The sequence below is a fragment of the Bacillus inaquosorum genome, from assembly GCF_023238325.1.
In the GTDB taxonomy this organism is placed as follows: Bacteria; Bacillota; Bacilli; order Bacillales; family Bacillaceae; genus Bacillus; species Bacillus inaquosorum.
In genome coordinates, this window is sequence record NZ_CP096592.1 from 791,844 (window position 1) to 818,155 (window position 26,312).

At 49.9% G+C, this 26,312-nt stretch carries 20 protein-coding genes; all 20 read left to right on the forward strand.

Translation table 11 applies throughout. From position 1 onward, the window contains the following. Window positions 1-90 precede the first annotated feature (90 nt). The 20 genes from M1M80_RS03925 to lplD all read left to right on the forward strand — a co-directional run bounded on the left by M1M80_RS03925 (window position 91) and on the right by lplD (window position 26,311). Complete coding sequence (locus M1M80_RS03925; RefSeq protein ID WP_080428968.1) at window positions 91-720, forward strand: YesL family protein; 630 nt, start codon at window positions 91-93, stop codon at window positions 718-720. Continuing rightward, window positions 717-2,450, forward strand: a complete 1,734-nt coding sequence (gene yesM / locus M1M80_RS03930) for a two-component system sensor histidine kinase YesM (RefSeq protein ID WP_060398107.1) — start codon at window positions 717-719, stop codon at window positions 2,448-2,450. Before M1M80_RS03925 ends, yesM begins: the two co-directional genes overlap by 4 nt. Next, window positions 2,450-3,556: a response regulator transcription factor gene (locus M1M80_RS03935; protein ID WP_060398108.1), complete on the forward strand. Its 1,107-nt coding sequence runs from the start codon at window positions 2,450-2,452 to the stop codon at window positions 3,554-3,556. Before yesM ends, M1M80_RS03935 begins: the two co-directional genes overlap by 1 nt. 103 nt (window positions 3,557-3,659) lie before the next feature. Beyond that, on the forward strand, window positions 3,660-4,943 hold the full coding sequence (locus tag M1M80_RS03940; protein ID WP_060398109.1) for an ABC transporter substrate-binding protein: 1,284 nt from the start codon (window positions 3,660-3,662) through the stop codon (window positions 4,941-4,943). Next, the gene (locus M1M80_RS03945) at window positions 4,940-5,869 is read left to right on the forward strand and encodes a carbohydrate ABC transporter permease (RefSeq protein ID WP_080428969.1); all 930 of its coding nucleotides are present in this window, start codon (window positions 4,940-4,942) and stop codon (window positions 5,867-5,869) included. Before M1M80_RS03940 ends, M1M80_RS03945 begins: the two co-directional genes overlap by 4 nt. A 3-nt stretch (window positions 5,870-5,872) precedes the next feature. Further along, window positions 5,873-6,763, forward strand: coding sequence for a carbohydrate ABC transporter permease (locus tag M1M80_RS03950; protein WP_060398110.1), 891 nt, complete (start codon window positions 5,873-5,875; stop codon window positions 6,761-6,763). A gap of 15 nt (window positions 6,764-6,778) precedes the next feature. After that, window positions 6,779-7,813 (forward strand): rhamnogalacturonyl hydrolase YesR, encoded by a 1,035-nt coding sequence (gene yesR / locus M1M80_RS03955; RefSeq protein WP_060398111.1) that lies wholly within the window; start codon window positions 6,779-6,781, stop codon window positions 7,811-7,813. Between the two features lie 22 nt (window positions 7,814-7,835). Then, window positions 7,836-10,121 (forward strand): transcriptional regulator YesS, encoded by a 2,286-nt coding sequence (gene yesS / locus M1M80_RS03960; protein WP_060398112.1) that lies wholly within the window; start codon window positions 7,836-7,838, stop codon window positions 10,119-10,121. Between the two features lie 13 nt (window positions 10,122-10,134). Then, complete coding sequence (gene rhgT, locus M1M80_RS03965; RefSeq protein ID WP_080428970.1) at window positions 10,135-10,833, forward strand: rhamnogalacturonan acetylesterase; 699 nt, start codon at window positions 10,135-10,137, stop codon at window positions 10,831-10,833. Continuing rightward, on the forward strand, window positions 10,826-11,488 hold the full coding sequence (locus M1M80_RS03970) for a YesU family protein (RefSeq protein ID WP_060398114.1): 663 nt from the start codon (window positions 10,826-10,828) through the stop codon (window positions 11,486-11,488). Before rhgT ends, M1M80_RS03970 begins: the two co-directional genes overlap by 8 nt. Continuing rightward, window positions 11,485-12,111, forward strand: a complete 627-nt coding sequence (locus M1M80_RS03975) for a YesL family protein (protein WP_060398115.1) — start codon at window positions 11,485-11,487, stop codon at window positions 12,109-12,111. The genes M1M80_RS03970 and M1M80_RS03975 overlap by 4 nt, the downstream gene beginning before the upstream one ends. A 138-nt stretch (window positions 12,112-12,249) precedes the next feature. Further along, entirely contained in the window at window positions 12,250-14,094 is a 1,845-nt protein-coding gene (rhgW, locus tag M1M80_RS03980; RefSeq protein ID WP_060398116.1) for a rhamnogalacturonan lyase, read from the forward strand. Window positions 14,095-14,141: 47 nt separating this feature from the next. After that, a complete protein-coding gene (rhgX, locus tag M1M80_RS03985; RefSeq protein WP_060398117.1) occupies window positions 14,142-15,980 on the forward strand; it encodes a rhamnogalacturonan exolyase in 1,839 nt (612 codons plus the stop codon). Window positions 15,981-16,146: 166 nt separating this feature from the next. Then, a complete protein-coding gene (locus tag M1M80_RS03990; RefSeq protein WP_060398118.1) occupies window positions 16,147-16,800 on the forward strand; it encodes a rhamnogalacturonan acetylesterase in 654 nt (217 codons plus the stop codon). A gap of 5 nt (window positions 16,801-16,805) precedes the next feature. Then, window positions 16,806-18,797, forward strand: a complete 1,992-nt coding sequence (locus M1M80_RS03995) for a beta-galactosidase (protein WP_060398119.1) — start codon at window positions 16,806-16,808, stop codon at window positions 18,795-18,797. 48 nt (window positions 18,798-18,845) lie between these two features. Beyond that, window positions 18,846-21,419: an exo-rhamnogalacturonan lyase family protein gene (locus M1M80_RS04000; protein ID WP_060398120.1), complete on the forward strand. Its 2,574-nt coding sequence runs from the start codon at window positions 18,846-18,848 to the stop codon at window positions 21,417-21,419. 122 nt (window positions 21,420-21,541) lie between these two features. Then, window positions 21,542-23,050, forward strand: a complete 1,509-nt coding sequence (locus M1M80_RS04005; RefSeq protein WP_060400001.1) for an extracellular solute-binding protein — start codon at window positions 21,542-21,544, stop codon at window positions 23,048-23,050. 54 nt (window positions 23,051-23,104) lie between these two features. Beyond that, window positions 23,105-24,061 carry an ABC transporter permease gene (locus M1M80_RS04010; RefSeq protein WP_003239999.1) on the forward strand — a complete coding sequence of 319 codons (957 nt, stop codon included), beginning with the start codon at window positions 23,105-23,107 and terminating at the stop codon, window positions 24,059-24,061. 13 nt (window positions 24,062-24,074) lie between these two features. Beyond that, a complete protein-coding gene (locus M1M80_RS04015) occupies window positions 24,075-24,962 on the forward strand; it encodes a carbohydrate ABC transporter permease (protein ID WP_060398121.1) in 888 nt (295 codons plus the stop codon). An 8-nt stretch (window positions 24,963-24,970) separates the two neighbouring features. Beyond that, window positions 24,971-26,311 (forward strand): alpha-galacturonidase LplD, encoded by a 1,341-nt coding sequence (gene lplD / locus M1M80_RS04020; RefSeq protein ID WP_060398122.1) that lies wholly within the window; start codon window positions 24,971-24,973, stop codon window positions 26,309-26,311. The last annotated feature ends 1 nt before the right edge of the window (window position 26,312 follow it).

The window sequence follows — 26,312 nt, forward strand, 5'->3', positions numbered from 1 at the left end:
TCGAATTTTTCACAGGCGGCAGGAATTTTCTTTCGGAAGGAGAAATACATATTACTTTAAATTGAAAGCGTTTTCTATAGCGGGAAGGTGATGTTGATGCTACACAGTGTGACGAATGGGCTGAATCGTTTTTGTACGTGGGTGATGAGATTAGCCTATTTGAATGTGCTTTGGATTTTGTTTTCCCTTGCAGGTCTGGTTGTATTTGGGCTGATGCCCGCTACTGCAGCGATGTTTTCAGTGGCGAGAGAATGGGCGAAGGGGAACACGGATGCCCCGGTCTTTTCAGTCTTTTTTCGGGCGTTTAAAAAGGAGTGGCGGGCAGCGCAAATCCTCGGGCTTATTGTTGTGACAGCCGGCCTGTTTCTGTTTGCGGATATGCGGATTGCGGCTCAAATGAATCAGCCTGTGCTTGTCAATGTGTTCTTGAGCATCAGCCTGATTTTCGCATTTGTTGTGCTGTATGTGTTCCCGGTGTTTTCTCATTTTGATGTGAAAATCAGAGAGGTGCTGAGCATCAGCTTTTTGATTGCCTTCAGCCGTCCGGCGGTGACGCTCATGATGGCAGCGGGCGCTGTCGGTGTGTTGTTTCTCGTGCTGTTTCATGTCACATTTTTGCTGTTTTTCAGCGGGAGTTTACTTAGCCTGATTATAACGAAGCTATCTTTTAAAGCGTTTCGGTCAATGGATCAGCGGCAGGAGAAAGAAAAGGCGGCATGAAAAAAAGAGTTGCTGGCTGGTACAGGCGGATGAAGATTAAGGATAAGCTGTTTGTGTTCCTTTCACTGATTATGGCCGTGTCCTTTCTGTTTGTATACAGCGGGGTGCAATACGCCTTTCATGTGTATGATGAGCAGATTTACCGCAAATCCTCGGAGGTGCTGCGGATGTCTTCTGAAAGAATCGAAGACGAGCTGAAGAAGATAGAGGATGTGTCATATGAAATTATTACGGACGAACAGATTCAGCGCATCCTGAGCATGCAAAATCGTGATGATACGTACGATCAGTATCAAATGAAGCAGGAGCTGTGGGATCAGATGGCAGAATATGCCAGTGATGAAAAGTACATCGATTCCATTCATTTGATCGATGCCCGCGGCTCAGAGTATTCAGCCGGAAGCAGTTCTTCAGATCTTTTGGAGCAGCAGCAGGAAGAGGTGTTTAAACGAGCCAAAGCGAAAAATGGCAGAAATCTTTGGATGACGCTCGGCGGTTCAGATCCTGTCCTGATTTCAGCGCGGCAAATCAGATCTTATCACCAGCTGAGTTTGAATGGCTTGGGTATGGTGCTGATCCAAGTCAATGTGAAACAGATGATTCGTGATTTGCCGAAGGATTGGGGCGATTCGGTCGGAGACATGATGATCGCCGACCAAAGCGGGAATTTGGTGTATTCGGCACATGGTTCGGTGCTTGCGCCTGAGGCGGCAAAAGAGACGCTAAAGCACCCCGGTTATGACTTGATAAAAAAGAATGGCAAACGTTATTTTATTTCTTTTCTTCAATCATCCTATCAAAATTGGAGCTACTATAATGTCATCCCCTTTGATCAGATGTTCGCAAAAATTTCCTTTATGAAAACGGTGATCGGCACGTGTTTTCTTCTGTTTTTCTGTGTGGTTTTGCTTTTCGGACGGAAAATCGCCAACAGCATTACGGAGCCTATCGAGCAGCTTGTGTCCGCGATGAAATCGGTGCAGCACGGCGGTCTTGAAGCGGGTGTATCTCTATCTCTGCCAGAACATACACAGGATGAGGCCGGCATGCTGAACCGCCATTTTACGGTCATGATGAAACGGATTAATGAACTTATGGAAGAAAATGTGGAGAAGCAGCTTATCATTAAAGAAACCGAATTGAAAGCACTGCAAGCCCAGATTAACCCCCATTTTTTATATAACACGCTCGAGTCCATCAATTGGCTGGCAAAGGCGAATCAGCAAAAGCAAATCTCAAAAATGGTGGAATCGCTCGGTTTTCTTCTGCGTAACAGCATACATATGGAGAAAGATACAGTGACCATTCAGGAGGAGGCGGACATCGTTCTTCACTATATGACCATTCAGCGGTTTCGATTTGAAGAGCGCCTGAACTTCACTTTGGATATCGACGAAGAAGTGAAGCATTGCCTCATTCCAAAACTGACGCTCCAGCCGCTGGCGGAAAATGCGATACAATACGCGCTTGAGCCCTTCACAAGGCCGTGCGCCATCCGCCTTCAGGCAAAAAAGACGAAGAATTGTGTCTGTATTACGGTCGAAGATAACGGCCCCGGCATGGATGAGCGGATCCTCGAAACATCGGGCGGAAGAGGAATCGGACTCTGGAATATCCGTGAACGGATCCGGCTGACATTCGGAGAGCCGTACGGATTGCACATTCAAAGTGAGCAAGGAAAGGGAACGAGGATTGTGATCACAATACCGTGCCGAAATGAGGTGGCGTGATGTATAAGATATTGCTAGCTGATGATGAGAGGATTATTCTTGACGGAATGGCAGGAATCATTGAGTGGGAGGCGCTTGGTGCTTCATTGATCGGCAAAGCGCAGAACGGGATTGAAGCGTATGACAAGATCTTACATAAGCAGCCGCATATCGTCATTACAGATATCAAAATGCCCGGCATGGACGGGCTTGAGCTGATCAAAAAGGTGTCAGCCGTGAGTCCGTCGGTTCAATTTATCGTCCTGTCCGGGTTTGGAGAGTTTGAGTACGCGAAGGAAGCCATGAAATACGGGGTCAAGCATTATTTGCTGAAGCCCTGCAATGAACAGCAAATTATCAGCTCGTTGGAGGAAATCATTGCTGAGCTGAAGCAGCATGAGGTGCGGAAAAAGAAAACCGCCCATCTGAAACATGAGCTCGATCATATCCGTTCCTTTGCTGCCGATCAATACTTGGAGGGTTTGATCGCCGGCGTAGCCCAGCTGTCTCCGCCGCCTTCACTTGCCGAAAAAAAGGTCCGCCTCCTGATTTTAAAAGAGGAACAATCTGTTGATGCCGCGGCCAGAGAGGCATTCGGTCCGGCGCTGACAGCGGTTTGCAGCAGCGGAGAGTGGACCGTGCTCGCCGTAGAGGAGAACGCCGCTGACAAGGCGGCGGACGTTTTCGCGAACCGCCAGATGGCCATCAGTCAGGCGGGAGAACTTCGGAACGCGGGGCAGCTGTTTCGTGACACAGCCGAAGCGTCTGGTGACCTGCACGGGAGCGCAGTGATATCGAAAATGATCAGGCTTGTTGCCGACGAGCTCGGAAATCCGAATCTCTCCTTGAAGTGGGCGGCGAAGGATATGCTGTTTATGAATCCTGATTATCTCGGGAAATTATTTAAGCAGGAAACAGGCGAGAAATTTTCCCAATACGTTACGCGAGTGCGTCTTGAGCATGCGATGAAGCAGATGAAATTAAGGCGGGACGTGAGTGTTTCAGAGATCGCGGAAGAAATCGGGTTTGGCGATAATCCAAAGTATTTCAGTCTCGTCTTTAAAAAATATACAGGTCTGACACCGTCAGAATTCAGAAGAAAACAGGGAGGCGCTTCCGCAGGATAGCCATCTCTGTTTTTTTTACTTTCGTCACTGTTTTTTGAGTGTTTCGCCCCATATGAACGCTTTAAAATAAAATGTAAGCACTTACATTAAAGGGGGGATTGGTTTGAAGAAGATTTGTTACGTGCTGTTATCGCTTGTCTGCGTCTTTATTTTCAGCGGATGTTCTGCGGGGGAAGAGGCATCGGGGAAAAAAGAAGACATTACGCTCAGAATCGCATGGTGGGGCGGGCAGCCAAGGCATGATTATACAACGAAGGTGATTGAACTATATGAGAAAAAGAATCCGCACGTCCATATTGATGCGGAATTTGCGAACTGGGATGACTACTGGAAAAAGCTTGCGCCGATGTCTGCCGCCGGCCAGCTTCCCGATGTCATTCAAATGGATACCGCCTATTTGGCACAATACGGCAAGAAAAACCAGCTGGAAGATTTAACGCCGTATACAAAGGATGGAACGATTGATGTCAGTTCAATCGAGGAGAATATGCTGTCGGGCGGAAAAATTGACAATAAGCTCTATGGATTTACGCTAGGCGTCAACGTGCTGTCTGTAATTGCGAATGATGATTTGCTGAAGAAAGCCGGTGTGTCCATCAATCAGGAAAACTGGAAGTGGGAGGATTACGAGAAGCTGGCGTATGATCTTCAGGAAAAAGCCGGCGTCTACGGCTCTAACGGAATGCATCCGCCTGATATTTTCTTCCCTTATTATTTGCGCACGAAGGGTGAGCGTTTTTATAAAGAAGACGGCACAGGCCTCGCGTATCAGGATGATCAGCTGTTCGTCGATTATTTTGAACGGCAGCTGAGGCTGGTGAAAGCAAAAACATCCCCAACACCTGATGAAAGCGCACAGATTAAAGGGATGGAGGACGACTTTATCGTCAAAGGCAAATCAGCGATTACGTGGAACTACTCCAATCAATATTTGGGATTTGCCCGGCTGACAGACTCGCCGCTGTCTCTTTATCTGCCGCCGGAGCAAATGAAGGAAAAGGCGCTGACGCTGAAGCCGAGTATGCTGTTTTCGATTCCGAAAAGCTCTGAGCATAAAAAAGAGGCCGCAAAGTTTATCGACTTCTTCGTCAACAATGAAGAAGCAAATATGCTGATCAAAGGCGAGCGGGGTGTACCGGTATCCGACAAGGTAGCGGATGCGATTAAACCGAAGCTGAATGAGAAAGAAGCCAACATCGTGGAATATGTAGAAACAGCATCAAAAAACATCAGTAAAGCCGATCCGCCGGAGCCTGTGGGAAGCGCGGAGGTCATCAAGCTGCTGAAGGATACGTCTGATCAGATTCTGTATCAGAAGATATCGCCGGAAAAAGCCGCCAAAACGTTCCGGAAGCAGGCCAATGAGATATTAGAGAGAAATAATTGACGGGAAATGGGGCTGAAGCAATGAAAAAAAGCCGGAGCATGAGAAAAGACAATCTGGCGGGATATGCTTTTATTTCTCCGTTCATTATCGGGTTCCTTTGTTTTACGGTGATTCCGATGGGGGCGTCCCTGTTTCTGTCCTTCACAAGCTATGACTTGTTTACGGCGCCGAAGTGGATCGGGCTCGACAACTACAAGGAAATGTTTACGGGTGACGAAAAGTATTGGCAGTCGCTGAAGGTGACGTTTACGTATGTGCTTGCCGGGGTTCCGCTCCGCCTCGGCTTCGCGCTTTTTATCGCTGTCATTTTAAACAATGCATCAAAAGGAACGGCCATGTACAGAACGCTTTTTTATCTGCCTTCCATCATCGGCGGGAGCGTGGCCGTGGCGATTATGTGGCGCAATATTTTTGGCAATGACGGGGTCATCAATGCACTGCTGTTTTTCGTCGGGATTGATCAAAAAATTCTTTGGTATCAGGACCCGACAAGTGCGCTGTGGACATTGATTCTGCTGTCTGTCTGGCAGTTCGGGTCATCAATGCTGATTTTTCTGGCCGGGCTGAAAAACATTCCGTCTTCGTATTTGGAAGCGGCCAGCGTGGACGGGGCAAATCGGGTGCAGCGTTTCTTTAAGATCACGCTTCCGATTCTTACGCCGATTATTTTCTTCAATCTGGTAATGCAGACGATTTCTGCTTTTATGACGTTTACACCTGCCTATATCATCTCAAAGGGCGAGGGCGGGCCGCTTGACGGGACGCTTTTATATTCGCTCTATTTGTTCCAGCGGGCGTTTAACTATTTTCAAATGGGCTACGCATCGGCGATGGCGTGGGTCATGCTTCTCATTGTCGGGCTGATTACGCTGATTTTGTTTAAAACATCGTCATATTGGGTTCATTACGAGTCAAAGGAGGAATGATGGATGGAGCCGGTCAACCAGCCTGTCAGAGAAGCCCCGGTTTTTGAGAGAAAAAAAGCCGGGCGCGTCAGGCCCAAACGCATACTGTTCCATGTTTTTACCGCATCGCTGGCGGTGTTATTGCTGTACCCGGTCATTTGGCTGTTTGTCAGCTCGTTTAAGGAAAGCGCCAGTATTTTTACAACCTCTCATTCTCTCATTCCCGATCCTTTTATACTCAGTAACTATGCTGAAGGATGGAAGGGGATTGCGGGGCAGCCGTTTCTGACCTTTATTAAAAACTCGGCGATCATTGTCGGGGTGTCAACAATCGGTGCCGTCCTGTCATCTGCTGTCATTGCGTATGGATTTGCCCGTATTCCGTTCAAGGGAAAAAAATTTTGGTTCGCCTGCATGATGGGGACGTTAATGCTGCCGCATGAAGTGCTGATGATTCCGCAGTATATTTTGTTTGCGAAATTAGACTGGCTGAATTCTTTTAAACCGATTGTTGTTCCGCAATTTTTCGGGCATGCGTTTTTTATCTTTCTGATGATCCAGTTTATCCGGACGATTCCCGAGGAGCTGGATGAAGCCGCGCGAATCGACGGCTGCGGGCGCTTTGCCTGCTTTTGGCGGATCATTCTGCCGCTGATTGCCCCGGCGCTTGCCACGTCAGCGATTTTCTCCTTCTATTGGAAGTGGGAGGAGCTGATTCAGCCGCTCTTGTATTTGAATAAGCCGGAGCTTTATCCTGTTTCACTTGCGCTGAAGCTTTTCCTCGATACGGAATCGGCTTCGAACTGGGGCGCGATGTTTGCCATGTCGGCCGTCTCGTTATTGCCTGTGATTCTCGTATTCTTTTTGTTTCAGAAATATATCGTTCAGGGCATCAGTACGACCGGATTAAAATAAAAAGGAGTGTTGCAGATGGCACAGCTTATCTTTGATGAAGAAAAGGTGACGTCCGTCATTGACCGGATCGTGAAACGGACATTTCAGATGGATTTTGCGTGGGATTGGCCGGGCGGCGTCGCGTTTTACGGCGTGGCGGAGGCCTATGAAGCGACGGAAAACGAGGAATATATCAATCTGTTAAAAACGTGGGTGGATGAACAGCTGGAGGATGGGCTGCCGCCGCTTTCGATCAACGGGGTTTCCATCGGGCATACGCTTTTGTTCCTCCACAAGGTGACGGGTGATCACGTGTATTTGGAAACGGCCGGCGAGATGGCGGAATATGTGCTGCATAAGGCGCCGCGCTTCGGTGAGGGCATCCTTCAGCATACGGTGAATTCGGCAGAATACGTGTTTCCTGAGCAGGCATGGGCGGATACGCTGATGATGGCGGGACTGTTTATGCTGAGAATCGGGCGGGTGATGGAGCGCGAGGATTATTTTGAAGACGGTCTGCGCCAGTTTCACGGACATGAAGACGTGCTTCAAGACCCTGTCACGAATTTGTACTACCACGCCTGGGACAACAAAGCGCAAAATCATCTTTCAGGGATTTATTGGGGCAGGGCGAATGGCTGGGCAGCACTCACGATGGCGAAGGCGCTCCCGCTCATTGAGGTGACGCATCCCTCCTTTATGATCATCGACGGATCGCTCAGAGACCAGCTGAGCGCACTTGTCCGGCTTCAGGATGAATCAGGGTTGTGGCATACCATTTTGGATGATCCGGATTCGTATCTCGAGGTGTCGGCATCGGCGGGCATTGCCTCCGCTCTGCTGTCGAGCGGAAAGCTCTATACAAAATACGTGCAGAAATCGCTTTCCGCCATTTTGGATGCGGTGGAAGAGGACGGCCGGGTCAGCAAGGTATCGGCCGGAACAGCCGTCATGAAAAATGCCGAAGGATACAAACAGGTGCCTTACAAACGAATACAAGGATGGGGACAGGGACTTGCGCTGACTTTTCTTGCTGATGTATTGAGAACGAAAAAACGCGTGTATCAGTAAAGACGGCGGCGGGGGGAAAGGGATGAAAAAACAGCCTCAACAGAAGGAACGGGTTTCACGCTGGAAGGGAACGTATTTCAAAAGAAACTTTGTCTTCATTTTGCTGATTGCCTGTATTCCCGGATTGCTGACTGGCGGCGCTATCTACTTTCTTTCGATCGACAAGGTAGAGAAAGAGCTGCAGAAATCGCATGAAACACAGGTGGCGCGTGAAGTCAGCCGGATGGATGAGAAGCTTGGAGTGCTCGAGCTGACTCTCACCCAGATGGCATACGATTCTTCGCTGATGAACGGATTGGCCGAGAGGGATTTGGAGAAAGACTTTACGTTCTCCTATCAATTAACGAAAAAGCTGTTTCTTTTACGGGACCAGCAGCCGCTGATTGAGCAGGCTTCCATCTTTCTGAACAGCCCTCGGCCTCTTGTGATGAGCCCCGAATACAGCGCTTTGACAGAACAGGAGGCACTTCGCAAGTATCGCCCGCTGCTTGCCTCAGACAACAGTATTTATTGGAACCGGTCGGGAAATCAGGCGATGCTGATCCAGCTCATTCCGGGCGCGGCGGAGAAACCGTTCGGCGCGATCATGCTGGCGGTTGATCCGAAAGAAATGGAGTCGATCCTGCAAAGCTTGTCCCCTTATCCTGATGGCAGTGCGCTGCTTCTGGATCAAAATCGGAAGGTTCTATTTCATGAGGGAGAAAAAGATTTTCAAAAGACTTTAATTGAAGAGGTACAAAAACAGCCGGACGAGAAAGGCCATTTTCAGATGGAATGGGACGGCACGGTGTATTCCGTCTCCTTTGGGGATATGAACCGAATGCATCAGAAGTGGACCTTTGTGTCAGCGGCGCCTCTTTCAGCCATTACAGCGCCGATGGTGTTTTTATCAAAAGTGATCATCGTGATGCTTGTCATTTGCATTATCTTAGCGGTGTGCATGACGTGGTATGCATCAAAAAAAATCTATCGTCCCATTCAGCAGTTGCTTGGCTTGTTTACCAGCGGAGAGAAGAAAATATGGGAGGCGTCCGGGCAGGATGAATTCAAGTGGATTGAAAAGAGGTGGCATGATCTATCCCTTGAAAGCCGGAAGCTTCAAGAGCAGCTCCTGCGGCAGACACCCCACATGAAAAAGAGTTTTTTGCAGCACCTCTTGCAGGGCGATTTTTACTATGACAACGAGGAAAGCCTCAGATCGCGGATGGAGGAGGCAGGATGGAGCATCGGAGAAAACGTGTTTCATGTGCTTGATCTTCAGGTGACAGGCCTCCGCTGTGAAAAAAGCATCTTCCGTGAAAAGGATGAACAGCTCGCTGTATTTACACTGACCAATCTGGCCGAGGAGCTTGCGGCAAAACGCTGTTTTCATCCCTCCATACTTGATATCGGCCGGCTTTCCGTCACCGTGCTTGTGATGAAAACAAACAGCTCTGATCTGAAGGAGTATGTAACGGAGCTGGCATGCCAATTTGGTGATGTCACCGGATTAAGCCTGACCGGAACGATGAGCAGGAAGGCGGAGCGTGTCACAGAGATCCCTGCTTTATTTCAAGATGTGAAAAGCGGCAAATCCCGCAGGCAGTTTGCCAACCGGCATCAGGTGATTGATTTGCAGGCAGACTTTCCTCAGGATGAGCAATCTGCCCCTTATTATCCTTTTGAACTGGAAAAACAAATTGTTCAGGCTATCCGGCTGGAAAGAAAACAGGAGGCCGAGGAACTGATTCGTGTATGCATGGAGGAACTGGCGGAAAAGGCGGCTATAGACAGGCATGTGCACTCCGCCCTGATTCAGCTGTTTTCCCGTATTCAGGAGGATATTTTGCATTCCGGGCTCAATCCGAGTGAACTGCTTCAGCATCGGGATCTGCTTCTTGACATTTCAGAACTGCGCGAACCCGGTGAAGCGGCGGCCTGGCTGATGGATGCTGTCGTAACGCCTTATCTTTCCAAGCTTGAGGGCAGAAAAAACAGACAGCAAAAGCAGCTGGCGGAACGTGTCATAGCCATGATTCACGAACAGTATATGGCGGATATTTCACTGGAAAGCTGTGCCGATGCGCTCGGCATGAATTCATATACGTTAAGCAAGGCATTTAAGCAAGTAACTGGCATTAATTTTATTGATTATGTAACCCAAATCAGAATCGAAAAGGCGAAAGAACTGCTGGTGAATACAAATAAAAAAATTCATGATGTGTCAGAAGCAGTCGGCTACCGTCACAATTACTTCAATCGGATTTTTAAAAAACAGGTCGGCATGCCGCCGGGTGTCTTCAGGCAAATGTATCAGGAAACGCCTTGAAAGGAGAGAACATGTGATGGAGAAACCGATTCAAGTGTTTTTAGCGGGGGATTCCACCGTGAGTGACTGCCCGCCTCATGAAGCGCCGATGGCGGGGTGGGGGCAGGTATTCGGGCAATTGTTTTCTGAAGATGTGAAGGTGCACAATCACGCCAAAGGAGGAGCGAGCACCAATTCTTTTGTGGAGGAAGGAAGGCTTCAGGAGATTGCCGAGCGCATCACGCAAGGCGATTATTTGTTTATTCAATTCGGCCACAATGACCAGAAACCGCGCGGGACGAAGCCGTACTCCACGTTTCAGCAATTTCTCACCCTGTTTGCAGATACGGCACGCGAAAAGGGAGCGCATCCTGTGTTTATCACATCAGTGCAGCGCCGACGCTTCGATGAAAACGGGCGGATTGAGCATACGCTCGGCGAGTACCCTGATGCGATGAAAGCACTGGCGAAGGAGCTTGATGTGCCCGTGATTGATCTGCTGGCAAAAACAAAGGAGCTCTATGAAGCATACGGACCGGAGGAGTCGAAGCGATTGTTCGTTTGGTTTCAGCCGAATGAACATCCGAATTATCCGGACGGCATTGAGGACAATACGCATTTTTCGGAAGAAGGGACAATGGAGGTTGCGAAGCTTGTGGCAGAAGGCATTGAAGAGCTCGGCCTTCCGCTGAAGGACCACCTTGTGAGCCGGGAGGGAAAAGAATATGTATAAGGAAGGCGCGTGCCTGTACCGCAATCCGCTCCGGTCAGTAAGCGATGTGAAGGACTGGCGGATGGAGGGAGGCGGACAGATCTCATTTGACGATCACCGCTTGCACCTGTCGCATGTTCAAGACGAAGCACATTTTGTCTTTTGGTGCCCCGAAACCTTTCCAGACGGCGTCATTGTGACGTGGGACTTCTCTCCGATTGAGCAGCCGGGACTGTGTATGCTGTTTTTTTCCGCTGCGGGGATTGGAGGCGAGGATTTGTTTGATCCGAGTCTCAAGAAAAGAACGGGAAAATACCCCGAATATCATTCGGGGGACATCAACGCGCTCCATCTGTCGTATTTCCGCAGAAAATACGCGGAGGAAAGAGCATTCCGCACTTGTAATTTAAGAAAAAGCCGCGGTTTCCACCTCGCCGCGATGGGAGCCGATCCGCTGCCTTCTCCAGACGACGCTGATTCTCCGTATCATATGAAGCTCATCAAAGACAAAGGTTATGTGCACTTTTCAATCAATGATCTGCCCATTCTTGAGTGGATGGACGACGGCAGTACGTATGGGCCTGTGTTAACGAAAGGGAAAATCGGATTCCGGCAGATGGCGCCCATGAAAGCGGCTTATCAAGATTTTGCTGTGCATCAAGCGGTGAGAAGATGAAGACGACGGTAACGGATGCGCTCTATGCGGGCTGCGAAGCGGTGGTGAAAATTGCGTGGCTCAACGGGCTGTGGCTGTTGTTTACGCTTTTGGGCGGCGTTCTTTTCGGCTGGGCGCCGAGCACAGCCGCGATGTGTGCCGTCATTCGGAAATGGCTGATGGGGCAGAAGGATGTCCCGGTGTTTCCGTTATTCCTCGCTACCTACAAAAAAGAGTTTCTCAAGGTCAATGCGATCGGATTGGCGTTTGTTGCTCTTTTGCTCATATTGTCCGCGAATTATCATTATTTTTCAGCCAGTACGGATTGGCTGTCCTTTACCGTGACGAGCTGCACGCTGCTTGCGGGTCTTTTGTATATCGTCGCATTGATGTATGTGTTTCCCCTTTATGTGCACTACCAGCTCCCGCTTCGCAAATATATTCCTCAAGCGCTGCTGTTTGGCGCCATGCGGCCGCTGACGACCGGCTGTATGCTGATCGGGTGCGGATTTGTCCTTTATTTGCTGTATACGCTCCCAGGCCTGATTCCATTTTACGGCCCATGTTTATTTGGGCTTGTGTCGATGTTTTTTGCTTTCAGAGGGTTTCAAAAGACAGAGGCCCAGCACCGCCAAGCCGGGTAACAAAAAAATGACAATCGCGCAAAAAAGTACAGTGTCTGAAAAAGGCAGATGCAAAAAAGTGAAATTGAAGACAGCTCCCGCAGCGCATAAAATCCAATTTAAGTAAGCGCTTACAGATAAATGAGAAGGAGCTGTCTGATGATTACACGAAGGAAACGCATATGTACCGCTGTTACGTTGCTGGTCTTGTTGGTGATGGGAGCCTCTGTATGTCCTGTGAAAGCTGAAGGGGCAGCGCGGCAGATGGAAGCGCTGAACCGGGGGCTTGTGGCGGTCAAGACGGACGGCGGCATTTTTGTCAGCTGGCGGTTTCTTGGCACTGAAAACGCATCGGTTTCGTTCAATGTGTACAGAGACGGGCAAAAGCTGAATGCTGCGCCTGTCAAAACCACGAACTATGTGGATAAAAACGGATCGGCGGGCTCTGCGTATACGGTTCGGGCTATCGTAAACGGAACCGAACAGGCGGCTTCTGAAAAAGCCTCCGTATGGGCGCAGCCGTATCATTCTGTCCGGCTGGATAAACCGGCTGGCGGCACGACGCCAAAGGGTGAAGCTTACACCTACAGCGCCAATGACGCAAGTGTTGGCGATGTGGATGGAGACGGGCAATACGAGCTGATCCTGAAATGGGACCCGTCTAATTCAAAGGACAATTCACAGGATGGCTATACGGGTGACGTGCTGATTGACGCGTATAAACTGGACGGAACGAAATTATGGCGGATCAATCTCGGCAAAAACATCAGAGCGGGAGCGCACTACACCCAGTTTATGGTGTATGACCTTGATGGTGACGGAAAAGCGGAAGTGGCGATGAAAACGGCAGACGGGACAAAAGACGGCACGGGCAAAGTGATTGGAAATGCCAATGCTGATTACAGAAATGAACAGGGGCGTGTGCTTTCAGGCCCTGAATATCTCACTGTGTTTCAAGGTGCAACCGGGAAAGAGCTTGTCACCGCAAACTTTGAACCGGCGCGCGGCAATGTGTCGGATTGGGGAGACAGCTACGGCAACCGTGTTGATCGTTTTCTCGCCGGCATTGCCTACCTCGACGGACAGCGGCCGAGCTTGATCATGACTAGAGGGTATTATGCCAAAACCATGCTTGTCGCCTATAACTTCAGAGACGGAAAGCTGTCAAAGCTTTGGACGCTTGATTCTTCGAAGTCGGGAAATGAAGCGTTTGCCGGACAGGGGAATCACAACCTGAGCATCGCGGATGTTGACGGAGACGGTAAAGATGAGATCATTTTTGGCTCAATGGCTGTTGATCATGATGGCAAAGGCATGTACTCGACTGGCTTAGGCCACGGGGATGCCCTCCATACCGGGGATCTTGATCCGAGCCGGCCTGGTCTTGAGGTGTTTCAGGTGCATGAGGACAAAAACGCAAAATACGGCTTATCCTTCCGTGATGCGGCAACCGGAAAAATCCTTTGGGGCGTTTATGCCGGCAAGGATGTAGGCCGGGGGATGGCTGCTGATATTGACCCGCGTTACCCGGGACAGGAAGTATGGGCAAACGGTTCTCTTTACTCAGCGAAAGGAGTCAAAATCGGAAGCAGCGTTCCATCCTCGACCAACTTCGGCATCTGGTGGGACGGCGACTTGCTGCGGGAACAGCTGGACAGCAACCGAATCGATAAGTGGGATTATCAAAACGGCGTATCGAAAAATGTGCTGACTGCGTCAGGCGCGGCCGCCAACAACGGCACAAAAGCAACACCGGCACTTCAGGCTGATCTGCTCGGTGACTGGCGTGAGGAAGTTGTGTGGCGAACGGAGGACAGCAGTGCGCTCCGCATTTACACCACGACCATTCCGACTGAGCACAGGCTGTACACGCTGATGCACGATCCTGTGTACCGGCTTGGCATCGCCTGGCAAAATGTCGCGTATAATCAGCCGCCGCACACAAGCTTCTTTTTAGGGGACGGCATGGCGGAACAGCCAAAACCGAATATGTATACGCCTTAACAGAAAGGGGGGGGAGGAACGGGCTGTGCGCAGCCCGTTCCCATCAAATGAAACCAAAAAAGAGGCAGATGGAATACTTGACCAGAGGCTTAATTGCGGTCAAGACAGAGCAGGGTGTGTTTGTCAGCTGGCGTTTTCTCGGAACGGATCATGAGACGACGGCTTTTCACCTTTATCGGGACGGAAAGCGGATCACCCGCGAGCCGATCGCGGACAGCACCAATTTTCTTGATCAAAACGGGACGGCGGACTCTGTTTATCAGGTGGCGGCCGTCAATAAAGGACGGGAAGAAAAACTTTCCAAAGAAGCTCCCGTCTGGCGGGAAAATGTCCTAGAGGTTCCGCTTAACAAACCGGAAGGCGGTGTGACACCGGATGGAAAGCCGTACACCTACAGCGCCAATGATGCCAGTGTCGGGGATGTGGACGGGGATGGAGAATATGAAATCATCCTGAAGTGGGACCCGTCCAATTCCAAAGACAACGCCCATGACGGATATACCGGGGAGGTTCTCATAGATGCCTATAAACTGGACGGCACCTTTTTGTGGCGCATTAACCTCGGCAGAAACATCAGAGCGGGCGCGCATTATACCCAGTTTATGGTTTATGACCTGGACGGTGACGGAAAAGCAGAAATCGCCATGAAAACAGCCGACGGCACAACAGACGGGAAAGGACACATCATCGGCGATGAGCATGCCGATTTTAGAAATGAACAGGGCAGAATCCTGTCCGGTCCGGAATATTTGACGGTGTTTAAAGGAGAAACCGGTGAAGCGCTCACGACCGTGGAATATGAACCGCCCCGCGGCAAGCTGGAGGACTGGGGAGACCGCTACGGAAACCGCATGGACCGTTTTCTCGCCGGAATCGCTTATTTGGATGGGGAACGGCCGAGCCTCGTGATGGCGCGCGGCTACTATACGAGAGCGGTGCTCGTGGCATACGATTTCAGAAACGGGAGGCTTAAAAAGCGCTGGCTATTTGATTCCAATCAGCCGGGTAATGAAGCGTACGCAGGGCAGGGCAACCACAGCTTGAGCGTGGCGGATGTTGACGGCGACGGGAAGGATGAAATCATTTACGGCGCCATGGCGGTCGATCATGACGGTACCGGCCTGTACACAACGGGACTCGGGCACGGAGATGCGATGCATGTAGGGGATCTGGATCCGTCCCGAAAAGGGCTTGAAGTGTTTCAGGTGCATGAGGATGCCACAAAGCCGTACGGACTGTCACTGCGAGATGCCGGAACCGGCGAGATATTATGGGGCGTCCATGCCGGGACAGATGTCGGCAGAGGCATGGCGGCTCATATCGATCCAAACTACAAAGGGTCGCTTGTCTGGGGAATTGATCCGCCGGGCAATGACGGAATGTCATACGGCCTTTTTACGAGCAAAGGAGAAAAAATCAGCGACAAAGCGCCTGCCTCAGCCAATTTCGCCATCTGGTGGGACGGCGACTTGGTCAGGGAGCTGCTCGATCATGACTGGGACGGAACAATCGGCAGGCCAAAGATTGAAAAGTGGGATGCCGAAAATCGCTGTCTAAAGACGATTTTTCAGCCGGACGGCGTGCTGTCCAACAACGGCACGAAAGGAAACCCTGTTCTTCAGGCCAATCTGTTCGGAGACTGGCGGGAAGAAGTGATATGGAGAACGGAAGACAGCAGCGCGCTTCGCATCTATACAACGACACATCTCACCCGCCACCGCTTTTACACGCTGATGCACGACCCGGTTTACAGGCTTGGCATCGCCTGGCAGAACACCGCTTACAACCAGCCGCCGCACACAGGTTTTTATCTCGGAACGGGAATGAAAAAACCGCCGAAGCCCGCCCTGTACATAGCGGGCAGCAAGGCGGAGGCGCCGCTATAGGGGGAACGTATGGTGGTATACAAAGCAAAAGCTGACTGCTTTGAAAGGATGGCTTATCAAAGGGCAGGACGAACAATGTTCAGGCGTTGCACTCACCGGTTTTTCAAGGGAAGAGCTGTCCATGATCGAAGCCATATGAAATGAAAAAAACGAGGGGGAATGAGTAATGGCAAATAACATTTATCTTGCCGGAGATTCGACTGTTCAAACGTATGGAGACAGCACAAATCAAGGGGGCTGGGGACAGTTTCTCGGCTCACATCTGCCGGAGTATATTCAAGTGATTAACAGGGCGATCGGGGGAAGAAGCTCGAAAACATTTGTGGAAGAGGGCAGGCTTCAGGCGATTCTTGATGTGATCGAGCCGGATGACTGGCTGTTTGTGCAGATGGGTCATAATGACGCGTCGAAAAATAAGCCGGAGCGCTACACCGAGCCTTATACCACCTATAAACAATATTTAAAGCAGTATATCGCAGGTGCGCGAGAAAAAGGCGCCCATCCGCTTCTCATTACCCCCGTAGCCCGCTTTCATTATGAAAACGGCGTGTTTTTGAACGACTTTCCTGATTATTGCATTGCCATGAAGCAAACGGCTGATGAGGAGAATGTCCAGCTCATTGATCTGATGGAGAAAAGCCTCGCTTTCTTTACCGAAAAGGGAGAGGGAAAAGTGTATACCTATTTTATGGTTTCAGAAGGTATTAACGATTACACGCACTTTACAAAAAAGGGCGCAAATGAAATGGCGAAACTTGTGGCAAAAGGCATAAAGGAGCTCGGCCTGCCATTGACAGAATCGATCATCAAAGAAGGGTGAAAAATGTGAGGGGAAAACTATATCACGGCGCTTGCTATTATCCGGAATTATGGGATGAAGAGACGATTCAGCAGGACATTGACATGATGCGTGAAGCTGGCATTAATGTTGTGCGGATCGGCGAATTTGCCTGGTCCGTCATGGAGCCGGAGGAAGGAAAAATTGACGTCGGTTTTTTCAAAGAGATTATCACCCGGCTGTATAATAACGGCATCGAAACGATCATGTGCACGCCGACGCCAACACCGCCGATTTGGCTGTCGCACGGCAGTCCGGAGCGCATGCATGTAAACGAAAAAAGAGAGGTCATGGGGCATGGATCCCGTCAGCATGCTTGTACGAACAATCCGTATTTCCGAAAAAAAGCCGCCATCATCACCACAAGCATCGCCAAGGAGCTTGGCCAGCTCCCGGGACTGATCGGCTGGCAGCTCGACAATGAGTTTAAATGTCATGTTGCTGAATGCATGTGTGAGACGTGCTTGCGCCTATGGCATGACTGGCTCAAAAATCGCTACGGCGTGATTGAGCGGTTAAACGAAGCATGGGGAACCGATGTGTGGAGCGAAACCTACCAGACATTTGAGCAGGTGCCGCAGCCGGGGCCAGCTCCGTTTCTGCATCACGCCTCACTAAGCACAATGTATCAGCTGTTTTCGATGGAGATGATCGCTTTATTTGCCGATGAACAGGCCAAAATCATCCGCTGTTATTCGGATGCGCCGATCACGCATAACGGCTCTGTTATGTTCAGTGTGGACAATGAGCGGATGTTTCGGAATCTCGATTTTGCCTCCTATGATACGTACGCTTCTCAGGAAAACGCCTCTGCCTTCTTATTGAACTGTGATTTATGGAGAAATTTGAAACAAGGTCGCCCGTTTTGGATATTGGAAACGAGTCCGTCATATGCTGCCTCGCTCGAAAGCTCCGCTTTCCCGCACGCCGACGGGTATTTGCAGGCTGAAGCCGTATCCTCCTACGCCTTAGGAAGCGAGGGCTTTTGCTATTGGCTGTGGCGCCAGCAGCGTTCAGGCAGTGAGATTTCACACGGTTCTGTTCTGAGTGCCTGGGGCGAGCCCACCGTCGGCTACCGAAATGTGCTGGCGGTCGAGCGGGCAAGAAAGGAAATCGAACCGGTCATTCTATTGACTGAACCCGTTCAAGCCGAGGCGGCGATGACTTACTCCGACAGAGCAAAAGCATTTATCAAAACTGAACCTCACCGGGGACTCCAGCACCGTTCGCTAGTGACGCACTTTTATGAACGCATTCTTAACACGGGGATTCACCGTGACCTCATTCCGGAAGGCGTTCCGCTGGACGGCTACCGCTTGCTGTTTACGCCATTTGTGCCGTATCTGTCTGCTGAATTTATCAACAAAGCTTCGGCATTCGCTGAAGCGGGCGGCATCTGGATCGCCGGGCCGCTGACTGGAGGGCGCACAAGCGAACATACCATTCATACCGATGGCGGACTTGGAGAACTTGAGAAAACAGTCGGTATCAAAACGCTGTTTACCTTTCCAATGAACGAGGACATGAATACAGGAAAAGCATTTGGCATCACGGCGCCGCTCGGGCTGTGGAGCGCGGTATTTGATACAAAGAACGGAAACACCCTCGGCACGGTTGAATCAGGACCGGGAGCAGGCCATGCTTTTCTGATAGAACAGAAGCACGGCAAAGGGAAAATCGTCATGCTCGGCTCGCTTCCATCCGGGAAAGAAGGAGATGCGATGCTGGAAGCGCTCGTCAGGCATTACGCGGCTGAAGCAGCCATTTCTGTCCGGTCGGATGTTACACCCGGCACGATCGTTGCCCCGCGCAAAGGCGATAACGGCCTTGTGTGGATCATCATCAATATGGATGGAAAAGGCGGAAGCGTGACACTGCCGGAAGCGGGAATGGATCTGTTGACAAACCGTTCGGCGAAAGCGGGAAGGCTGGCGGTTGGACCGCATGAATACCGTGTGATTCAGTTTGACAAATCGTAGCTGATTCTTTGCATCGAATCAGCTTTTTTCTATGGAGGGAGAGGACCGATGAAAAAGATCAAATGGTTATCAGAACAGCCAAAGGTGACAAGCGGTGTAACGTGGGGCGTGCCATGGAAAAAAGGAGAATTGAAAAAAGGAGATCGACTGGCGCTTGTAAATGAAAATGCGGTAAGCCGATATGTGCAAAGCGAACCGTCGGCCTATTGGCCGGACGGGAGCATCAAGTGGACGAAGCACGCGGCGGTGTTCAGCGGACAGGCAAACCAAAGCTTTACAGTGCAAAAAGGAGAAGCCCCGCAGCCAACCGAATCGCTCAGCATCAATGAGTCAGAGCATCACATCCAAGTCGATACAGGAATGCTCATCTGTACCATCCATAAAACAGGCTCCGACTTCATTCAATCATTGCAGACTAACGGAAAGCCGATCGCCGCAGGCGGGAGGCTCGTTGCCTTAAGAGAAACGAGAAAAGAGACGGCGGCGGAAACGGCTCTTTTTCATGAAACGTCTGTCAGTCTCATCAAACGTGCGGCGATTGAGAAGAGCGGTCCTATCAAAGCGTTGGTCAAGATAGAGGGCGTGCATATTCTCCAAAAAACAAATGAGGAGAGGCTGCCGTTTGTCATCCGATTGACGTTTTATGCCGGACTGTCTGAAATCGGCATCGTACACACGCAGCTGATTGACAGGAATGGGAAACAAGATTTCATTAAGGGGCTCGGCATAGTGTTTGACCTTTTTCTGGAAGGGGAGCCGTACAACCGACATTTCCGTTTTGCGGGAGACAAAGGGATGTACAAAGAACCCGCCCAGCTATTTGGCACACGTAAATTCAGTGAACGGTATCCGCTTTATCAAAAACAAATCAATGGCGAAATACTGTCTCCAAGTGAAGAGCACAAGGAATGGTTTGCGCACGGCACACAGAATGTGATTTGGAACGATGTCAAGCTTGTTCAGGATTCCAGCGATCATTACAGCCTGTCAAAACGGACCGGAAAAGATTATGCGTGGGTCGGCATGCTGCATGGCAGCCGGGCGAAGGGGCTCTGTTATGCGGGCGGCGAAAATGGCGGCATAGCACTCGGTCTGCGGTATTTTTTTGAGAAATATCCGTCAGCGCTGGAAATTACAGGTCTTGCTGGCAGCCATCCCAAAATGACTGTCTGGCTTTGGCCCCCGGATGGAGAGACAATGGATTTGCGGCATTATACAGGAAACACCTATGTGATCAGCGCGTATGAGGGCTTTGATGAAATGCGCTCTGACCCGACCGGTATTGCCAATACAAATGAAATCAGCCTGTCGTGCTTTTCTCGCACACCGTCTGACGATGTCCTCAATACGCTCGCTGACAAATGGCAGGCGCCTCCGCTGCTTGTATGCGAGCCAGACGTCTATTACGAATCAAAGGCGCTGGGGGTTTGGAGTGTCATTGACACATCCCATCCGCTTAAAAAAGAGCTGGAAGAACAGCTTGACGCCGCCTTTCTATTTTATAAAAAGGAAGTAGAGCAGCGCAGATGGTACGGGTTTTGGCATTATGGCGACGTCATGCATACGTATGACCCGATCCGGCATATGTGGCGGTATGATCTCGGCGGGTACGCATGGCAAAATAATGAGCTCGTTCCGACCTTATGGCTGTGGCAGGCGTTTTTCCGCTCTGGCAGAGAGGATATCTTCCGTATGGCAGAAGCCATGACCCGCCACACGAGCGAAACGGACAGCTTTCATCTCGGGGAATACGCAGGGCTTGGCTCACGGCATAATGTTGTGCACTGGGGATGCGGCTGCAAGGAAGCAAGGATCAGCATGGCTGGGCTTTATAAATTTTATTATTATCTGACGGGAGATGAGCGGACGGGAGATCTTTTGACAGAAGTGAAGGACGCCGATTACGCCCTCGTCAAAACCGATCCGATGCGTGCTTTTTACGAAAAAGGCAAGCACCCGACCCACGCGAGAACAGGACCGGACTGGGCGGCGTTTTGCTCGAACTGGCTGACTGAATGGGAGCGTACCGGAAATCCAGATTATCTCAAGAAAATCCAAACGGGCATCAGCTGCCTGAAGCGGCTGCCGCTCCGCTTATTATCCGGCCCGACATTTGAATATGATCCGGCGACCTCGATGCTTCATCACATGGGAGACGGCATAGCGGGCGGATATCATATGATCATTGCCTTCGGCGCGCCGCAAGTGTGGATGGAGCTGGCTGAGCTTCTTCATGACCGGGAATGGGAGGAAATGCTGAGTGAATTCGGCGAATTTTACACACTCAGTGATGAAGAAAAACGGAAAAAAAGCGGAGGCTCGCTTCATGACAGGCATTTTCACTGGCCGATGTTTGCCGCTGCCATGACTGCCTACGCCGCAAGAAACAAACAAGATCCTCATCTCGCCGCCAAAGCGTGGAATCTTTTGCTCGATGATAAGCTGAGCCATACGCCGCTTCCGATCAAACCGGAGAGCATCGAGACATGGACGGAGCTGGAGGAGCTCCCGTGGGTGACAACGAACACTGTCTCTCAATGGTGTTTAAACGTCATTGCGGCGCTGGAATTGATAGGAGATTCCCTTCCGGCAAAAAAAGAAACGTCTGGCAAAAAAGGATAACAGCAGGAATTTCATAGGAGAAATGGTGCAAAAAATGAAGATTGCAAGAATTTATGTAAGCGCTTTATATTGGGAGGGGCAAAGGGGAAATGCAAAATGAAAAAAAGGGGGACTTACGCATCATGAAAAATAGAATGCGAAAAAAATGGCTGGCCTTGCCGCTCGCTGCCATGATGATCGCCGGATGCAGCAATTCGGAAACATCCAGTTCAGCAGGCGGTTCGAAAGACACGATCAAAATTATGGCGCCGCTCTTATCGCCGGAAAGCCCGAGTGAAAAGAGCCCTTCATTAAAAGCGCTCGAAAAATACACAGGCAAAGATATTAAGGTCACATGGGTGCCTGATTCATCCTACAACGACAAATTCAACATCGTCATGGCTTCCGGAGAGATGCCTCATGCCATTGTGATTAAAGATAAATCAGCGGGCTTTATCAAGTCCGTCAAAGCGGGGGCATTTTGGGAGCTGTCTCCTTATTTAAAAGACTACAAGAATATAAGCCAGGCAGATGAAAAGATTTTGAAGAACAGCTCGGTGAACGGCGAGGTGTACGGAATCTACAGAACGAGGGACCTGATCAGAGCGTGTATGATCATCAGAACCGACTGGCTTAAAAACGTCGGTCTGGATATGCCGGAAACGCTTGATGATTTCTATGAAGTGCTGAAAGCCTTTAAGGAAAGAGATCCTGACGGAAACGGCAAGGATGATACGTACGGCATGGTCGTTCCGAAATGGATGGGGCTCGGCAACGGAAGCCCGTGGGATGTTCTGCAAATCTGGTTCGGCGCTCCGAACCGCTACGGCGTTGAAAACGGAAAGCTGATTCCTGATTTTACAACGAAGGAATACATGGAGGCGCTCACGTTTTTTAAAAAGCTTTATGATGAAGGCTTAATCAATAAGGACTTTGCGGTCATGGATTCAGCGAAGTGGAACGATCCGGTTGTGAAAGGAAAAGCGGGTGTCATCGTTGATACAGGCTCCAGAGCGTCGCAAATTCAAAGTGCCATGGAAGAAGCGGATGAGTCGAACAAGGATGTCATTGATATCGTCGGCACAGTAGAAGGACCAAAAGGCAAGCGCACCTTTCCGACATCAGGATATTCAGGCATGATTGCGATACCAAAATCAAGCGTGAAAACGGAAAAAGAGCTGAAAGAGGTGCTGTCCTTCCTCGATAAGATGAATGATAAGGAAGCGCAGATTCTCACGAACAACGGCGTGGAGGGCCGCAATTACGAGCTCAAGGACGGCGTATTCACCTCACTTGAAAAAAACAACAAATCACTCCTCTATGAGCATGAAGGCTTGGCGCAGTTCAGCATGTCGATTCCGAAAAGCGAGTATTACATCGAAGACCAGAAAACAAAGCTCTTCCAGCATCGCAAGGACATCATAACCGAAGGAGAAAAAATAGCCGTCTTTAACCCGGCTGAGTCGCTTGTATCTGATGTGTATACCCAAAAAGGAGCCCAGCTTGACAACATCATTCTCGACGCGAGAACACAATTTATCATTGGAGAAATTGATGAAAAAGGATTCGAGGATGCGGTGGAGCTTTGGAAAAACAGCGGCGGCAATGAACTGATGAAGGACTTGAACAAATTGTATCAATCATCAAAATAAACCGATGCGCCTGCCGTTCGGCGGGCGCCCCGGTATCACGAAAGGAGAACAGATATGGAAACAGTGCCGAAGAAGGGTAATGCACCTGTTCTCACTGCCGGAAAAGGCATCAGCTGGATGGCTGCACTCAAACGGGACAAATGGCTTTATCTACTTCTTATTCCCGGTCTGCTTTATTTTTTGATATTCAAATACTTGCCGATGTGGGGCGTGCTGATTGCATTTAAGGATTATTCTCCATATCTCGGCTTCTGGAAAAGCGAATGGGTCGGCTTTGATTATTTCAAAGACTTTTTTATGAATCCGGATTTTTTTCGGCTGCTGCGCAACACGCTCATGCTGGCGAGCCTGGATCTTTTGTTTGCCTTTCCTGCACCGCTCATTTTGGCCTTGCTTTTGAATGAGCTGAGAAAGGCCGTGTATAAAAGATGCATCCAAACCTTTATTTACGTGCCCCATTTTGTTTCATGGACAATTGTGGTCAGCATCACCTTTGTTTTCTTTACTGTGGATACCGGTGTGATCAACAAAATGGTCATGAGCCTGACAGGTGAGCAGATTTCCTTCTTATCAGACGCGGACTGGTTCCGGCCGATGATCGTGATGCAAAGCATCTGGAAGGAGACAGGCTGGGGAACGATTTTATTTTTGGCCGCGCTGGCGACGGTTGATCAGGAGCAGTATGAAGCCGCCATTATGGACGGAGCGGGCCGGTTCAGAAGAATGTGGCATATTACGCTGCCGGCAATCAGAAGCACCATTATCGTTTTGTTGATTTTAAGAATCGGCAGCTTTTTGAATCTCGGCTTTGAACAGGTGTATTTGATGACGAACTCGCTCAACCGCAGTGTGGCCGACATTTTTGACACGTACGTGTACATGATGGGGATTACCCAAGGTGCGTACAGCTACAGTACGGCGGTCGGTTTGTTTAAATCGGTTGTCGGGATTATCTTGATTTTCGGCGCCAATTACATTGCGAAAAAGTTTGATCAGGAAGGATTGTTTTAGAGGAGGGAGAGGTATGGCTGAAGTTCACACGATGCACAACACAAAAGCCGGACGGGTGTTTGACATCTGCAACATTCTGTTTCTCGGCGGTGTCGGCGCGATTACCATTTTGCCGTTTTTGTATATTATCGCGGGTTCCTTTGCGACAGAAGCGGAGCTCGCCCAGCGCAGCTTCTTTATTTTCCCGAAAACCTTTACACTCGATGCTTACAAGTATGTGTTTTCGACACCGACGTTCATCCGAAGCATGGGCGTATCCATCTTCATCACCGTGGTCGGGACGGCTGTGCAGCTGTTTTTCACCTTCACGATGGCGTATCCGCTGGCGAAGCGGCATGTGAAGGGGCGGAATCTGCTGTTGAACCTGGTGATTTTCTCCATGCTGTTTTCCGGCGGCATGATTCCGACGTACCTTGTCGTGAAATCACTTGGCCTATTGGATACGTATTGGGCATTGATTCTGCCGATGGCGATCAATCCGTTCAATCTTATTATTATCAAAAACTTCTTTCAGCAGCTGCCGCGTGAGCTGGAGGAATCGGCAAAAATTGACGGCTGTTCCGAAATTGGCGTTTTCTGGCGAATCGCCCTGCCGCTGTCAAAGCCGGTTATTGCGACTTTTGCGCTGTTTTATGCGGTCGGGATTTGGAATGATTTCTTCCACGCCCTCTTATATATCAATGACAGTGCAAAATGGCCGCTGCAAATGGTGCTTCGCCAAGTCACAATCTTATCGGATTTAACGGCGACCAATGGCGATACGATGCAAAATACCGTTCCGCCTGAGCAGGGGATTAAACTCGCCGTCATTGTGATTGCGACGCTTCCGATTTTGGCGGTCTATCCCTTCTTACAAAAACACTTTGCGAAAGGAATGCTGATCGGTTCGGTGAAAGGCTGAGAAAGGGAGTGTTTCATATCAGTACGTTAAATCAGATTAAAATCGCCTATATCGGCGGGGGATCTCAAGGCTGGGCCAGAAGCCTGATGAGTGATCTGTCGATTGATGAACGGATGTCAGGCACGGTGGCGCTCTATGATCTTGATTTTGAAGCGGCTCAAAAAAATGAAGTGATCGGCAATTACAGCGGAGACGGCAGATGGAGGTATGAAGCAGTTTCTACTTTGAAAAGGGCGTTATCAGGCGCGGATATCGTCATTATTTCTATTTTGCCGGGTTCACTGGATGACATGGAAATCGATGTCCACTTGCCTGAGCGCTGCGGTATTTATCAATCTGTGGGTGATACTGTCGGGCCGGGCGGGATCATCAGAGGTTTAAGAGCGGCCCCGATGTTTGCGGAAATTGCCCGGGCAATAAGAGACTACGCACCGGAATCATGGGTCATTAATTATACAAATCCGATGTCTGTCTGTACAAGAGTGCTGCATAAAGTCTTTCCCGGCATCAAAGCCATTGGCTGCTGCCACGAGGTATTCGGCACGCAAAAGCTGCTGGCGGAAATGGTCACGGAAAGGCTCGGAGTAGAGGTGCTGCTGCGCGAAGATATCCGCGTCAATGTACTCGGCATTAACCATTTCACATGGATCACGGAAGCCTCTTACCGCCATATTGACCTGCTGCCTATATTCCATGAATTCAGCGCGCATTATGGAGAATCAGGGTATGAGCTGCAGGGGGAAAGCTGGAGGGATAGCGTCTTTCGTTCGGCACACCGTGTCGCGTTTGATTTATTTGAAACGTATGGCGCCATCCCCGCTGCAGGTGACAGGCACCTGGCAGAATTTCTTCACGGTCCTTACCTCAAACAGCCTGAGGCTTGGAAATTTCATCTCACATCTGTATCATTCAGAAAACAAGACAGAGATGAGAAACGAAAAGAAACAGAACGATTGATCGTACAAAAACGGGGCGCTGCCGGGAAAGCCTCGGGAGAAGAAGGCGTGAACATCATAGCGGCTCTTCTCGGATTGGGTGAATTCGTCACGAATGTAAATGTGCCGAATCAAGGCCAAGTTTCGAATCTTCCTTTACAAGCGATTGTCGAAACGAATGCATTGATTACCCGCAACAGCGTCCATCCGATTTTCTCTGGAGCGCTGCCGAAAGGTGTAGAAATGCTGGCGGCTAGGCACGTATCCAATCAGGAGGCAGTGGCGGAAGCCGGTTTAACAAAGGATCGCGCTCTCGCATTTCAGGCGTTTCTCAATGATCCGCTTGTCACAATTGACCGCAGTGATGCAGAGCGGCTTTTTCATGACATGCTGGCAATGCACCAAATGATGTGAA